Source organism: Polynucleobacter sp. MWH-CaK5, assembly GCF_018687615.1.
GTDB lineage: Bacteria > Pseudomonadota > Gammaproteobacteria > Burkholderiales > Burkholderiaceae > Polynucleobacter.
In genome coordinates, this window is record NZ_CP061299.1 from 526,171 (window position 1) to 539,759 (window position 13,589).

Here is a 13,589-nt window from a genome sequence, read left to right on the forward strand (position 1 = left end):
ACTACTTGCTAAAAGTAACCACGTGATCGGCCACTAATTTAATGCCGATTTTTTCGCCAATCGCATGATTATGGTGACTTGGGACCATGGTCAGCAGGCGTTGTCCAGAGTCAAGTTCAACTGTGTACAAAAAGTCTCCACCACGAAAGGCTTTGGTGATCACTTCGGCTTGAAGCGGGCTGTCATCATCGTGAACAATGTCGTCGGCACGCAGAAGCACATCCACTTCTTCATTCGGCAAGCCGTAGCTTGCTTGAGGGAGTGGTAGCAAGCCCAATTCAATTTCTACTGAAGGACCTGGTTTGGTAACCCCAGGCACAAAGACGCCGTAACCCACAAAGTCAGCCACAAAACGAGTGGCAGGGCGGTGATAGAGGTTGTAGGCGCTGTCCCATTGGACTAGGCGACCATCGACCATCACGCCCACATCATCGGCAATTGCAAAAGCTTCAAATTGATCATGCGTGACCAACAACGCTGTTGTGCCGTTGGCTTTGAGAATGTCTCGGACTTCTCCTGCCAAGCGCTCACGCAAATCCACATCTAAATTGGAGAATGGTTCATCCAAAAGTAATAACTCTGGTTCTGGGGCCATGGCACGAGCCAAAGCCACACGTTGCTGTTGACCACCGGACAGTTCATGTGGATAGCGATATCCAACATTATTTAGACCAACACGCTCTAGCCATTCCTCTGCTTTGTGCAAGGCTTCTTTTTGGCTTAAATCTCTTAGACCAAAGGCCACGTTCTGAGCATTGGTTAGGTGAGGAAACAGGGCGTAGTCTTGAAAAACCACGCCAACTCGCCTTTTTTCTGGGGCGATTGAGAAGTCTTTTGAGCTAACAATTTGCTTATCAAGTGTGATCGTGCCATTTTGGATGGGCTCAAAACCACAAATTGCTCTTAAAACTGTGGATTTACCGCACCCTGAAGGCCCAAGTAAGCAGCCAATCTTGCCATGATCCAAATGCATGCTCAAGCCTTGTACGACATGGTTCCAGCTACCAGATTTCTCACCTGGATAACCCACATCAATGGCCTCAATATTTAAATGAATTGGTTGCGTATCGATAATCATTCTTATAATTATCCCATCTTGCGACCACGAATAACACCCATACTCTTATCTTTGGTATTGGCTTTGCCAATATTGGGGATTTTTGCCGCGCTGCTGAGCCCTCAGTCCAGCAGTGGTGACGTGCTTGCACACCTTTTAAGCACAGTCTTGCCAGGGTATGCCTGGACCACCTTGGTGCTGGCTTTAGGGGTGACCGTTGGGGTTGCCAGTATGGGCATCATCACAGCCTGGTTGGTGGCCACCTGTGAGTTTCCGGGTAAAAGAATCTTCGAATGGGCCTTGATTTTGCCTCTGGCGATGCCAACTTACGTGATGGCTTATGCCTACACTGATTTCTTCCAATTCTCAGGCCCTATTCAAACATTGTTAAGAGACTTGTTGGGCGTTGATCGATTGCCTTGGTTCCCTGAGCCAAGATCTCTGTGGGGCGCCATTTGTGTGTTGAGCTTGGCCTTGTACCCATATGTTTATCTTTTATGCCGCACAGCTTTTTTAGAGCGCAGCCCTCGTTTAATTGAAGCAGCGCGAACACTGGGTGCTGGACCTTGGGGAGCTTTTTGGCAAGTCGCTTTACCGATGGCAAGACCAGCCACCATGGCAGGTGTTGCTTTGGCATTGATGGAAGCAGTGGCTGATTACGGTGCCATGTCTTACTTCGGTGTGCAAACCATGACCACTGGTATCTACAGAGCTTGGTTGAGCATGGGTGATCGCATGGCAGCCGTGCAATTATCTGCAGCCTTGTTGGGCATCATTTTTTTACTGCTACTGTTAGAACATGCCAGTCGTCGAAAAATGCGCTTTGCTGCCAGTGGCCAACGCTTTAGGCAAATCAAACCTTGGCGTCTGCAAGGAAAATTGGCTGCTTGGGCAAGTTTGGCGTGTTTATTGCCTTTGTTGTTTGGTTTTATTTTGCCAGTCATCATCATGGCGTATTTAGCACTTTCAAGTGGCGAGAGTTTGAACGAACGTTATTGGAATTGGTTGGGTAATACCATCACCTTGTCCACGCTCACTGCGATTTGTGCTGTTGTGATTGCCGTTTGGTTGGCTTACAGCGCAAGACTTGCTAAGGGTGGATTGCAACAAATGGTGAATCGCATGGTCAGCTTAGGGTATGCCGTGCCTGGAGCTGTTTTAGCCGTTGGTATTTTGGTCTTGTTGGGGCAGCTTGATATTGCTTGGTTGATTTCTGGGTCGGTGGTGGTTTTGGTTTATGCGTATTTGACTCGCTTTTTATCTTCCAGTTTGCAAACAGTTGAAGCTGGCTTGAGCAAAATCACGCCGAGCATGGATGCCAGTGCCATGAGTTTAGGATCTGGCCGCTGGGAGTTATTGAGAAAAATTCATTTACCACTGTTGCGCCGCAGTTTATTAACAGCGGGCTTGCTTGTATTTGTCGATGTGATGAAAGAGTTGCCGGCAACTTTGGTGTTGCGACCATTTAACTTTGACACCTTGGCTGTTGTGACTTATCAGTTAGCATCTGATGAGCGTTTGGCTGAAGCAGCTTGGCCGGCTTTGACGATTGTGTTGGCAGGTCTTCTGCCGGTGATCATTCTATCGAGAGCAATGTCTAAAGACTAAGCTTGTGGCGTGACGCCAAGAATTTCATGAAGTTTGGGTGATGTGGTTGTGTATTGCAGGTGTATTACTTGTCCTGGGTAAATGTGAGCAGCGCATCCATAAGCAGCCAAGGTTGCTTCATGAAAACCACAAACAATTAATTTCTTTTTTCCAGGGTATGTGTTGATATCGCCCACCGCAAAAATACCAGCAGTGCTGCTTTGAAATTTTTCTGTGTCTACCAATACCTGTTTATTTTCTAAATCGATGCCCCAATCAGCAATGGGTCCTAACTTTGGTGATATACCAAGTAAAGGAAGAAGGGCATCTAAAGACAGGTGATGCGTTTGCCCATCAAAGTCTGCGACTTCTAGGCTGATTATTTTTTCATCACTTGCTTTGAAGTTGGTGACCTGTCCTACTTGAACCTTGATCAAGCCTTCGGCGCACAATGTTTGAAAGCGCTGAATCAAGGATTCATCAGCTTTAAAAACATCGCGTCTATGAACCAAGGTGACGCTTTTAGCAGTTCCAGCTAATGCAACAGCGGCCTCTAGGGCAGCAGTTTCCCCGCCATTGATCACAACATCTTGCTGGGCAAATTGCTTGGCTTGCTTGAATTTATAAAATACTTGGGTGTCTTCATGTGCATCGATGCCAGGCAATGCTAATTTGCGTGCTTTGAATGCACCCACACCTGCAGAAACAATGATGACCTTACTGATGAATGTTTCTTGAGATGTTTGCACATCAAAACGACCATCGGCGCGTTTTTGTACCAGAGTGACTTCTTGATTGAAGTGGGCGGGTGTTTGTAGAACTTTGATTTGCTCTTGCAAGCGATCAATCAATTCTTGACCAGTGCAAAAAGGAATTCCAGGAATATCGTAAATAGGTTTGTCAGCGTAGAGTTCAACACACTGACCACCGGCCTGAGGCAGGGCATCAATCAAATGAGCTTTGATGCCCAATAGGCCTAACTGAAATACTTGATAAAGACCAACCGGTCCTGCGCCGATAACAATTGCATCTGTTTCAATCGTTGCTTGTTTATCTGACACAGGATCTTTCTAAAAAGTACTTTAGCGAACTAACTCGCTTAATTTGTTTTTCTTATCTTTCCAGTCATCGGCATCAGCCAAACCTTCTTTTGACTTTGTGATCGATGGCCATTTAGCTGCAAGTTCAAGATTGAGCTTGATATAAGCTTGTTGATCGCCTGGTACATCATCTTCGGCATAAATGGCATTGACTGGACATTCTGGAACGCAGACTGCGCAATCGATACACTCATCAGGATCAATGACTAAGAAGTTAGGACCCTCACGGAAACAATCCACTGGGCAAACATCAACGCAATCGGTGTACTTACAACGAATACAGGCTTCAGTTACAACATAAGTCATGGCATCAATCTCAAAGAAGATGAAAACCGATATTTTATCTTAGACGGGGAAAAATATTGCAGATAGCCTTATTCTTAGGCGTGTCATCGTCATTTCTATGTGATTTAAATCAATGACATACAATAAAGAAAATCAATAAAACGTATAAAAATAGGAGACAAATATGTCACAAAATGCACAAAAACCGAAGATTTTGGTGGCACGCGCCATTTTTCCAGATCTTTTGGCTGAATTAGAGAAGGTGGCCATCGTTCAATCTAATCAAGAAGACCATCTTTGGAATGCGGCTGATTTGAAAGCTGCTTTGGCCGATAAGGATGCAGCGATTGTGTCAGGCGGTGAGCGCGTTGATGCAGACATTCTGAAAGCTTCTCCAAATTTAAAAATTGTTTCAAATATTGCAGTCGGTTACAACAACTTAGACATGCCAGCATTCAAAGCGGCCAATGTGATGGCCACCAATACACCAGATGTGTTGACAGACACCACAGCTGATTTTGGTTTTACTTTGATGATGGCAACAGCGCGTCGCGTCACTGAAAGTGAGCAATGGTTAAGAGCCGGGCATTGGGCTAAGTTCTCAATTTGTGATGCGCCACTATCCATGGACATTCATCACTCGACTTTGGGCATCATGGGCATGGGTCGCATTGGTCAAGCAATTGCCAAACGCGCACGCGGTTTCAATATGAATGTGACTTACTTTAATCGTTCACGTTTGTCTGAAGATTTAGAAAAAGAATGCGGTGCAACTTATGTTGATCGTGAGACTTTGCTCAAGCAATCTGACCACATTATTTTGGTCATGCCTTACACCCCAGAAAACCATCATCTCTTTGGTGAAAAAGAATTGAATTTAATGAAGCCGACTGCAACCCTTGTGAACATTGCGCGTGGCGGCATTGTTGATGAGCTGGCTCTTGCCAAGGCTCTTAAAGAAAATAGAATTTTTGGCGCAGGCTTGGATGTGTTCGAGGGTGAACCGAAAGTGATTCCAGAGCTATTGGCATTGAAGAATGTGGTGTTAGCTCCGCACATGGCAAGCGCCACAGAGAAAACCAGAAGAGCGATGATTCAGTTGGCGATCAAAAATTGTTTGGCTGGTTTGAATGGTCAGACACCACCAAATTTATTGAAAGCTTGAAGCTAGAACGATTTCAATCGAAGAGATTTCAATCAAGTAGATTAAAAAATTAATCTTGAGCGCTTGGTGTTTTGGTGTCATTGATGGTGGTTTCTTTAACAGCCACCTCGATGCCACCAAATCTATCAGCCACCCAGTTGTAAACTTTGCATGCTAACCACAGCAAACCAAAGCCAACCAAAGCATTCAGAATCAATGCTGAAATCACTGTGAAACCAGGCAATTCACCATCTCTTACAAAAGCAACAAAGAGAGCCAACAAAACAATCGGTACTGAAAAACTCAAATACACCAACACCAATGTCTTGGCCGTATGAAGAGGGTCGACATACACAATTTCTCTTTTGGTGTATTTGGTGCTTGGCATTTTATTTTTCGGTGAAAAGTGAATAGTGGTTGAATTGCACGCAATTCTATACCAAATCTTAAATTAATGTTGCGTTGCAATAAGGCTACTTCACAGCTTTTTGTGCTTTAAAACCCTTGCTTCAAAGTCTTTACTATGGGTTTTGTTTAAACCAAGCCCTCAAACAAAACCACCCCAACCGTATCGCCCGCTTGGATGTTTTCTTGATCGTGGGCCAAAACAATGAAGCAATCTGCTTCACTCATTGAGCGCAGAACCCCTGATCCTTGCGCACCTGTGATGCGAACCGTTCTATTGCCGGTGGCATCGGTAGATAAGATGCCACGTTGGAATTCTGTGCGACCTGGTCGTTTGCGGATTGCTTCGACCGTTTTTGCTTGCATCATCGGTGGCGCTACTTGAGTTGCACCACTCATGGCTAATAAAGCATTTCTGACAAATTGATAGAAGGTCACCATTACGGCCACGGGGTTGCCCGGTAAACCAAATAAAACCGCGCGATGTTGATCGCCTTGAATTGAACCGAAAGCCATTGGTCTGCCTGGACGCATGGCAATCTTCCAAAAGCTCACGTCCCCCAGTTCGCGCATGATCTGCTTGGTGTAATCTGCTTCACCAACCGAGACACCGCCAGAAGTGATCACAGCATCACAAGTTGCTGCCGCTTTGCTGAAGGTGGCACGCATCGCATCTGGATCATCTTTCACAACACCAAGATCATGAAGCTCAACATTCAAGCGACTCAACATACCAAAGAGTGTGTAGCGGTTGCTGTCGTATACGCAGCCATCATCCAATGGTTGACCAATCGAGCGAAGCTCATCACCAGTTGAAAAGAATCCAACCTTGAGGCGGCGCTTGACTGTCACAGAGCCAATGCCTAAAGAAGCAATCAATCCTAAATCAGAGGGTCTGATGATCTTCCCAGCACACAAGGCTGCTTGACCAATCGATAAGTCCTCACCTTTTAAGCGACGGTTATCGCCTGCTCTGATCACAGAAGATTGAAACTGAATCTGGTCGCCATCAACTTTGACTAATTCTTGAGGAATGGTGGTGTCACAGCCAGCAGGCATCACGGCACCTGTCATGATGCGAACGCATTGACCTTGAGTGACCACGCCTTCAAATGCATTACCAGCAAAGCCTTTGCCGATCATCGTTAAAGAGGTCACACCATCTTTAACAATCGATGCGCCGCTAAAAGCATAGCCATCCATGGCTGAATTATCAGCAGAGGGCACATTGATCGGGGAGATGATGTCATTGGCTAGAACACGTCCCAATGAGTCATAGATGGAGACTGTTTCTGTTTCAAGGGCCAATGAAGCTGGTCTGACAAAGTCATCAACGATTTTTTTTGCGACTTCAACCCGCAGTGATTCTGGGTCATAGTCAGACATGCAGGTGACTACTGAATTAAGTGTGGGTAATGAGCTCATCTAAATATTTATTGTTTTAGCTGATGAAAATACTTAGCCACCGATGTAAGACATCTCAACTTTGCGCTTACCTTCCATTTCTGGAGAGCCGCGCAGTTCAGAATATCGATCGGTGCGATGAGACCAAACCTGCGCAATGGCATTGCTGATCTCTAAATCTGATTTACCAGCACGAAGCAAGGCCTTTAGATCATGACCTTCGGTGGCAAATAAACATAAATACATTTTTCCCTCAGTGGATAAGCGAGCTCTTGAGCAATCTTTGCAAAAGGCTTGAGTCACACTGGAAATCACGCCAACTTCACCAGATCCATCAACATAGCGCCAGCGCTCAGCGACTTCACCTGGGTAATTAGGATCGATGTTGGTCAATGGAAACGTTTCATGAATCTTGGCAATCACATCAGCAGAAGGTAGAACTTCTGTCATATCCCAACCATTAGATGCGCCCACGTCCATGAACTCAATGAAACGCAAAATCACATCACTGCCTTTGAAGTACTTCGCCATTGGAATGATCTCGTGATCATTCGTTCCCTTTTTTACAACCATGTTGACTTTGATATTTTTAAAGCCAACTTCACGAGCTGCTTCAATGCCATCTAAAACATCGCCCACTGGAAAGCCAACATCATTCATCTGCTGAAAAGTTGTATCGTCTAAGCCATCTAGACTGATGGTCATTCTGGTCAAGCCAGCATCTTTCAAAGCTTGCGCTTTTTTACGCAATAAGCTGCCATTGGTGGTCAGAGTTAAATCCAATGGTTGACCACTCAATGTTTTGAGAGAGGCCAGCATTTCAATCAGTTTTTCAATGTGTTTGCGAAGCAGGGGTTCGCCACCGGTTAAGCGGATTTTTTCAACACCATGCTCAATGTAGATTTTGGCCAAACGAACGATCTCTTCAAAGCTTAATAGATCCCCATGAGATAAATAGGGGTAATCTTTATCAAAGACCTCTTTGGGCATGCAATAAGTGCACCGAAAGTTACAGCGGTCGGTGACTGAAATTCTTAAATCATGAAGGCGTCGCCCACGGGTGTCGGCTAGCAGGCCATTAGGATTCAACAGCTGTTCCGGGATAACCGGAACATGGCTGTCTATTTTTCTTTGGCGCTCATCAATGAGGGGTATGACTCTTTCTGACATAACCCTCATTGTAGAACTAAGTTCACTTTTCGATGGTTTGTTCTTTTCCGCCAGTTTCTACTAGAACCATAGGGCCAGTTGAAACTTCAACAGGTGGCTTTGGCTCACGTGGCGGGTGTGAGATCACTGGCTCAGCAGCAATTTGCACACGAACTTCTTCTAATTTCTGGTTGTCTGTGTTAACCCATACCATTCCAGCAGACTCAATCACTGAAGTCAGTTCAGACGTTTTTAATGGCTGAAACTCAACTTTTGGCAATGGAGCAGGTGCTGGAGTTGTTGCGGCTACTGGAGCTTCAACAGAAACAGCTGCTGGTGCAACTACTGCAGGTGCAACAACGGCTGGTGCTGGAGATGCTTCAGCCACAACTGCTGGTGCTGTTGGAGCAACTGGAGCAGGACTTGAAGTCTCAGTATTCATTGAAGCATTAACTTCAGATGAAGTCACTGCTGCAGCGACTGCAGCCACTGCAACTGTTGCTGCTAGATCTGAGCCATCAACGTTCGTATCTTGAGTGTTCTCTGGACGGTCTGCGCGATCGCGACTGCGGTTACGGCCACGACGGTTGCGACCACGACGACGCTCATCACCTTCACCAGCTTCTGCATTCTGCGGAACTTCAGCATGAGTTAACAAATCTTTTGCTTGATCTGCTTTCGCATCTTGATTGGCTTCAGGTTTATTTTGACGCTGTTGATTGCGGCCATTGCGTTGATTTGGTTGACGCGCTTCTTTGTTGTCAGCCTTCTCTTCACCATCGCGTGGCGTTTGATTGCGCTCGCCCGCTTCATTCTTGTTGCGGTTATTGCGATTACGGTTATTGCGGTTGCGGTTATTGCGATCACCATTTCTATCACTGGCTTCACCACGACCGCGGCCGTTGTTTGGACGCTTCTCAGTAGACTTAACTTCTTCTTTGGCGCCAAATAGTTTCTTGATGAAACCAATCAAACCACCAGAGGATTGCTTTTCACCAGCCACTTTGCGCTCTGCGCGTGGAACGCTGGCAGGAGCAGGTTGGCTTGGTCTCACACCTTTAACTGCCGCTTCTTGACGTGGCTTGGCTTCTTCAGCTTTGCGATTCAAGATCGTGTCAGACTCAAGTTCTTTGCTGGCTTCATCGGCCATGGCGTAACTTGCTTTTGGATCATCTAAACGAGGATCGTCATGGCGTAAACGCTCAAGCTTGTAGTGAGGTGTTTCTAAGTGTTTGTTTGGCAAGAGCAAGACGTTCACTTTGAAACGACTTTCAATCTTGATCACTTCAGCACGTTTCTCGTTGAGCAAGAATGCCGCAACGTCCACAGGTACTTGACAGTGAATCGCAGCAGTGTTTTCTTTCATCGCTTCTTCTTGAATGATGCGAAGAACTTGCAGAGCTGAAGACTCAGTGTCACGGATGTGACCTGTGCCATTACAACGTGGGCAAGTAACGTTACTGCTTTCTGATAGCGCAGGGCGCAAGCGTTGGCGTGATAGTTCTAAAAGACCAAAGCGTGAGATTTTGCCCATTTGAACGCGAGCACGGTCGTGACGCAAAGCGTCTTTCAAGCGTTGCTCAACATCCTTTTGATTCTTCGAAGACTCCATGTCGATGAAGTCGATCACAATCAAACCACCCAAGTCGCGCAAACGCATTTGGCGAGCCAATTCGTCTGCAGCTTCTAAGTTTGTTCTAGCAGCTGTTTCTTCAATGTCTGAACCACGGGTTGAGCGAGCAGAGTTCACGTCCACAGAAACCAAGGCTTCTGTGTGGTCGATCACAATCGCTCCACCAGATGGCAGGGTCACTGTACGAGAGTAAGCGGTTTCAATTTGGTGCTCAATTTGAAAGCGTGAGAACAAAGGCACATCGTCTTGGTAACGTTTGACGCGTGACATGTTGTCAGGCATCACCACAGACATGAAAGAGCTGGCTTGTTCGTAAATTTCATCGGTATCGATGAGGATTTCACCGATATCTGGCTGGAAGTAGTCTCTGATGGCTCGGATCACCAAGCTAGACTCTAAGTAAATCAATAGAGGAGCTTGATTGCCGTTAGCAGCTTCATCGATCGCTGTCCAAAGCTGCATCAAATAGCTCAAATCCCACTGTAATTCTTCGGCACTTCTGCCAATTCCAGCAGTTCTGGCAATGATGCTCATGCCATCTGGAACTGTTAATTGGCTCATGGCTTCGCGCAATTCATTGCGGTCTTCGCCTTCAATACGACGAGAAACGCCACCACCTCTTGGATTATTTGGCATTAGAACCAAATAACGACCTGCTAAAGAGATAAAGCTGGTTAAAGCAGCGCCTTTATTGCCACGCTCTTCTTTTTCCACCTGAACGATGATTTCTTGTCCTTCGCGCAAAGCATCTTTGATGCCTGCTGAGCGAACGTCAATACCGTCCTTGAAATAAGCTCTTGAAACCTCTTTGAAAGGCAAAAAGCCGTGACGCTCTTCACCGTAGTTCACAAAGCAAGCTTCTAAAGAGGGTTCAATGCGTGTGATCACGCCTTTGTAGATATTGCCTTTACGTTGTTCACGTCCAGTTGTCTCAATATCAATGTCGATCAGTTTTTGACCATCAACAATGGCTACGCGCAGCTCTTCTTGCTGGGTAGCGTTAAATAACATTCGTTTCATTTAAATCTCCGTCCTGCAGCCAGGCAGCCATCGCGGTGAGCGAAACGGAATTGAAGGGATTGCGCGAGGCAATCTCTGTGATGTCAAACTTCACTACACTCGCTGACTTATTCTTCTTTGCGGGTCAGCGTGCGCTTAAATTCTTTTATCTGTTTCGCAGTTCGCGGCACTATGCCAGCCAACTTTGCGTCTCATTACATCAGGGGAGAGGCGAACCCTGGAAATATTTTTGGCTATTTCAAACCCAGCTTGGGGCGCTACCATGCAAACAATAAATTTGATGTTGCGCAGCAAGATAGGTCATTATATGTCATATGAACAGTAATTCGGTAACCCAACACATTGTTTTATTTGAGGAAGCTGGCCAAAGGCTAGATAATTTCCTGTTTCGCATGGCAAAAGGGGTGCCAAAGACCCATATTTACCGAATTATTCGCTCTGGCGAGGTCCGGGTGAATAAAAAAAGAGCTGATGCCAGCCAAAAAATCCAAGAAGGGGATGTTTTACGCCTGCCTCCATTGCGCGTTTCTGAGGTAAAAGCCCCTACAAATGACTTCATTTCGAAGAAGATAAATGCAGAAATAACAATTTTGCATGAAGATGACAGCATTTTAGTGGTAGATAAGCCCTCGGGGATTGCTGTGCACGGTGGTTCAGGGGTCTCTTTGGGCTTGATTGAGGCCATGAGGGCCCAAAGACCAGACGCGAAGTTCTTAGAGTTAGTCCACCGCTTGGATCGAGATACCTCGGGTATTTTGATGTTGGCCAAGAAACGCAGTGCTTTGGTCCACCTTCACGAGCAAATACGTGAGGGGAAGATGGAAAAGCGCTACTTATTAATAGTGCATGGTCAATTGCCAGTCAGTAGTAAATCAATTCCACTCAAATACCCATTACTTAAATACTTGCTGCCCAACGGCGAGCGTCGAGTCAGAGTTGCCACGGATGGTGGTCAGCCAAGCCATACCAATATCCGGGTCAAGGCTAATTATCGTGATGGCCTATGCAGTTTGGTCGAAGCTCAGCTTAAAACGGGTCGTACCCATCAAATCCGGGTGCATTTACAAACCTATGGTCACCCTATTTTGGGTGACGACAAGTACGGTGACCAAGAATTAGATAAAGTATTGAAACCGAAGAGACTATTGCTGCACGCAAGACATTTATCATTCATTCATCCTAAAACAGAAGAAAAGATGACTTTCGAGGCTGATATCCCCGAAGCATTTGAAAAAATGGAGACAACATGAAACTAGCCGCTTACCAATATCAATCAGAACAATACGTGGGGGTTATTTCTCAAGATTTGCAAACAGTCACGCCTTACCAGTTGAGCAAAGAAGAAGCTGCGCGCGGCGCATTAGCCATCATTGAGTTGATGGCTGAAGAAAAACCTTTGCCTGCTTTGGGTTCTGCTGTTGCGCTAAAGGATGTTTGTTTATTGGCCCCAATTCCTAAGCCAAAGAGAAATATTTTTTGTGTGGGCAAAAACTATTTAGATCACGTCAAAGAAATCAAAGACAGTAAATTGGGTGAGGCGCAGGGTGCCATGGCTAACTTGCCGAAGAACCCGGTGGTGTTCAGTAAAGTGCCTGAGTCTGTGATCGGCCCCAAGGTTGGCATTGATAGTCATCCTCACGCAACCGAGGAAATGGATTACGAAGCTGAGCTAGCAGTGGTGATTGCTAAAAAAGGCAAAACCATCAGTCAAGCTGATGCGATGAAATATATCTGGGGATACACCATCATCAATGACATCAGTGCTCGCGACGTTCAAGCCAAGCATGTGCAATTTCATTTGGGTAAAAGTTTTGATACTTTCTGTCCGATGGGTCCATGGTTGGTTTCTGCAGATGAACTCGATTCTTCCAAAGCATCCATCAAGTGTTGGGTGAATGGCGAATTAAGACAAGATGCCACGACTGAATTGTTGATCTTTAATATACCAACCATCATCGAGGCAATTTCAAAAGGCATGACCTTGTATCCGGGTGATGTGATTGCGACTGGTACTCCTAGTGGCGTAGGGATGGGATTTAAGCCTCCTCGCTTTTTGAAGAAGGGTGATACCGTCAAGATAGAAATTGATGGCATTGGCACTTTAGAAAACCCAGTGATTTAAGGGTATTGATGTCGCTTCGTTATGAATTAATTGTTTGGGATTGGGATGGAACCTTGATGGACTCCACACCCACCATCGTGCGTTGTATTCAAAGTGCTTGCAGAGATTTATCTTTACCAGTGCCTGATGATTCGATGGCAAGTTTTGTGATTGGCTTGGGCATTCAAGAATCATTGCGCAAAGCTTGCCCAACTGTTTCAGTTGATGATCATTACAAATTAATTGATCGTTTTAGATTTCATTACTTAAGCAAAGATCATGAATTAAGTTTGTTTGAGGGCGCCAAAGATTTGTTGCATCAATTAAAAGATCGAGGGCATCTGTTGGCGGTCGCAACAGGCAAAAGTCGCAAGGGCTTGGATCGCTCTTTGGGTTTTCATCAATTAGAAAAGGTGTTTGCAGATTCACGCACACCCGATGAGTCAAGATCTAAGCCTCACCCTGCGATGTTGTTGGAGTTGTCTGAATCGCTGATGGTGCCGATGGACAAAGTACTCATGATTGGTGACACAACCCATGACCTAGGTATGGCCAATGCGGCAGGAGCTGATGCGGTAGGAGTGACTTATGGCGCACATCCAGAACACGTTTTGAAAACGGAAAATCCTTTGGCTTGTGTCAAGAATGTTCAGGAATTATCTGAGTGGTTAGCAAGTAACGCATAAAAAGATTAAGCTCTTGTA

12 protein-coding genes are annotated in these 13,589 nt (G+C 45.7%); 5 read left to right on the forward strand and 7 right to left on the reverse strand.

Annotated features, from left to right (window positions below):
* Position 1: 1 nt before the first annotated feature.
* A complete protein-coding gene (locus tag GQ367_RS02740) occupies positions 2–1,078 on the reverse strand; it encodes an ABC transporter ATP-binding protein (RefSeq protein WP_215291267.1) in 1,077 nt (358 codons plus the stop codon).
* Positions 1,079–1,096: 18 nt separating this feature from the next.
* Between GQ367_RS02740 and GQ367_RS02745 the strand changes: the two genes are divergently transcribed.
* Positions 1,097–2,665, forward strand: coding sequence for an iron ABC transporter permease (locus GQ367_RS02745; RefSeq protein WP_251370197.1), 1,569 nt, complete (start codon positions 1,097–1,099; stop codon positions 2,663–2,665).
* On the opposite strand, the gene GQ367_RS02750 is transcribed toward GQ367_RS02745, so the two are convergent.
* Both GQ367_RS02750 and fdxA read right to left on the reverse strand, forming a co-directional pair.
* Entirely contained in the window at positions 2,662–3,705 is a 1,044-nt protein-coding gene (locus GQ367_RS02750) for an NAD(P)/FAD-dependent oxidoreductase (RefSeq protein WP_215291271.1), read from the reverse strand. The two genes, GQ367_RS02745 and GQ367_RS02750, sit on opposite strands and share 4 nt — an antisense overlap.
* 21 nt (positions 3,706–3,726) lie before the next feature.
* Positions 3,727–4,050 (reverse strand): ferredoxin FdxA, encoded by a 324-nt coding sequence (gene fdxA, locus GQ367_RS02755; protein ID WP_215291273.1) that lies wholly within the window; start codon positions 4,048–4,050, stop codon positions 3,727–3,729.
* Between the two features lie 163 nt (positions 4,051–4,213).
* On the opposite strand from fdxA, the gene GQ367_RS02760 reads away from it, so the two are divergent.
* Positions 4,214–5,194, forward strand: a complete 981-nt coding sequence (locus tag GQ367_RS02760; protein WP_215291275.1) for a D-glycerate dehydrogenase — start codon at positions 4,214–4,216, stop codon at positions 5,192–5,194.
* Between the two features lie 49 nt (positions 5,195–5,243).
* On the opposite strand, the gene GQ367_RS02765 is transcribed toward GQ367_RS02760, so the two are convergent.
* The 4 genes from GQ367_RS02765 to GQ367_RS02780 form a co-directional block, all read right to left on the reverse strand.
* Positions 5,244–5,561, reverse strand: coding sequence for a hypothetical protein (locus GQ367_RS02765; protein ID WP_215291277.1), 318 nt, complete (start codon positions 5,559–5,561; stop codon positions 5,244–5,246).
* 146 nt (positions 5,562–5,707) lie between these two features.
* Positions 5,708–7,003: a gephyrin-like molybdotransferase Glp gene (glp, locus tag GQ367_RS02770; RefSeq protein ID WP_215291279.1), complete on the reverse strand. Its 1,296-nt coding sequence runs from the start codon at positions 7,001–7,003 to the stop codon at positions 5,708–5,710.
* 33 nt (positions 7,004–7,036) lie between these two features.
* On the reverse strand, positions 7,037–8,152 hold the full coding sequence (gene moaA, locus GQ367_RS02775) for a GTP 3',8-cyclase MoaA (RefSeq protein WP_215291281.1): 1,116 nt from the start codon (positions 8,150–8,152) through the stop codon (positions 7,037–7,039).
* A 22-nt stretch (positions 8,153–8,174) separates the two neighbouring features.
* Positions 8,175–10,784 (reverse strand): Rne/Rng family ribonuclease, encoded by a 2,610-nt coding sequence (locus GQ367_RS02780; RefSeq protein WP_215291283.1) that lies wholly within the window; start codon positions 10,782–10,784, stop codon positions 8,175–8,177.
* Positions 10,785–11,176: 392 nt separating this feature from the next.
* Here GQ367_RS02780 and GQ367_RS02785 point away from each other — a divergent pair, with 392 nt between their 5' ends.
* From GQ367_RS02785 to GQ367_RS02795, 3 genes are read left to right on the forward strand one after another with little or no spacing between them, the layout of a single operon-like run.
* Entirely contained in the window at positions 11,177–12,034 is an 858-nt protein-coding gene (locus tag GQ367_RS02785) for an RluA family pseudouridine synthase (protein WP_251370198.1), read from the forward strand.
* A complete protein-coding gene (locus GQ367_RS02790) occupies positions 12,031–12,906 on the forward strand; it encodes a fumarylacetoacetate hydrolase family protein (RefSeq protein ID WP_215291286.1) in 876 nt (291 codons plus the stop codon). Before GQ367_RS02785 ends, GQ367_RS02790 begins: the two co-directional genes overlap by 4 nt.
* A 5-nt stretch (positions 12,907–12,911) precedes the next feature.
* Positions 12,912–13,571, forward strand: a complete 660-nt coding sequence (locus tag GQ367_RS02795; RefSeq protein ID WP_215291288.1) for an HAD-IA family hydrolase — start codon at positions 12,912–12,914, stop codon at positions 13,569–13,571.
* Positions 13,572–13,589 lie beyond the last annotated feature (18 nt).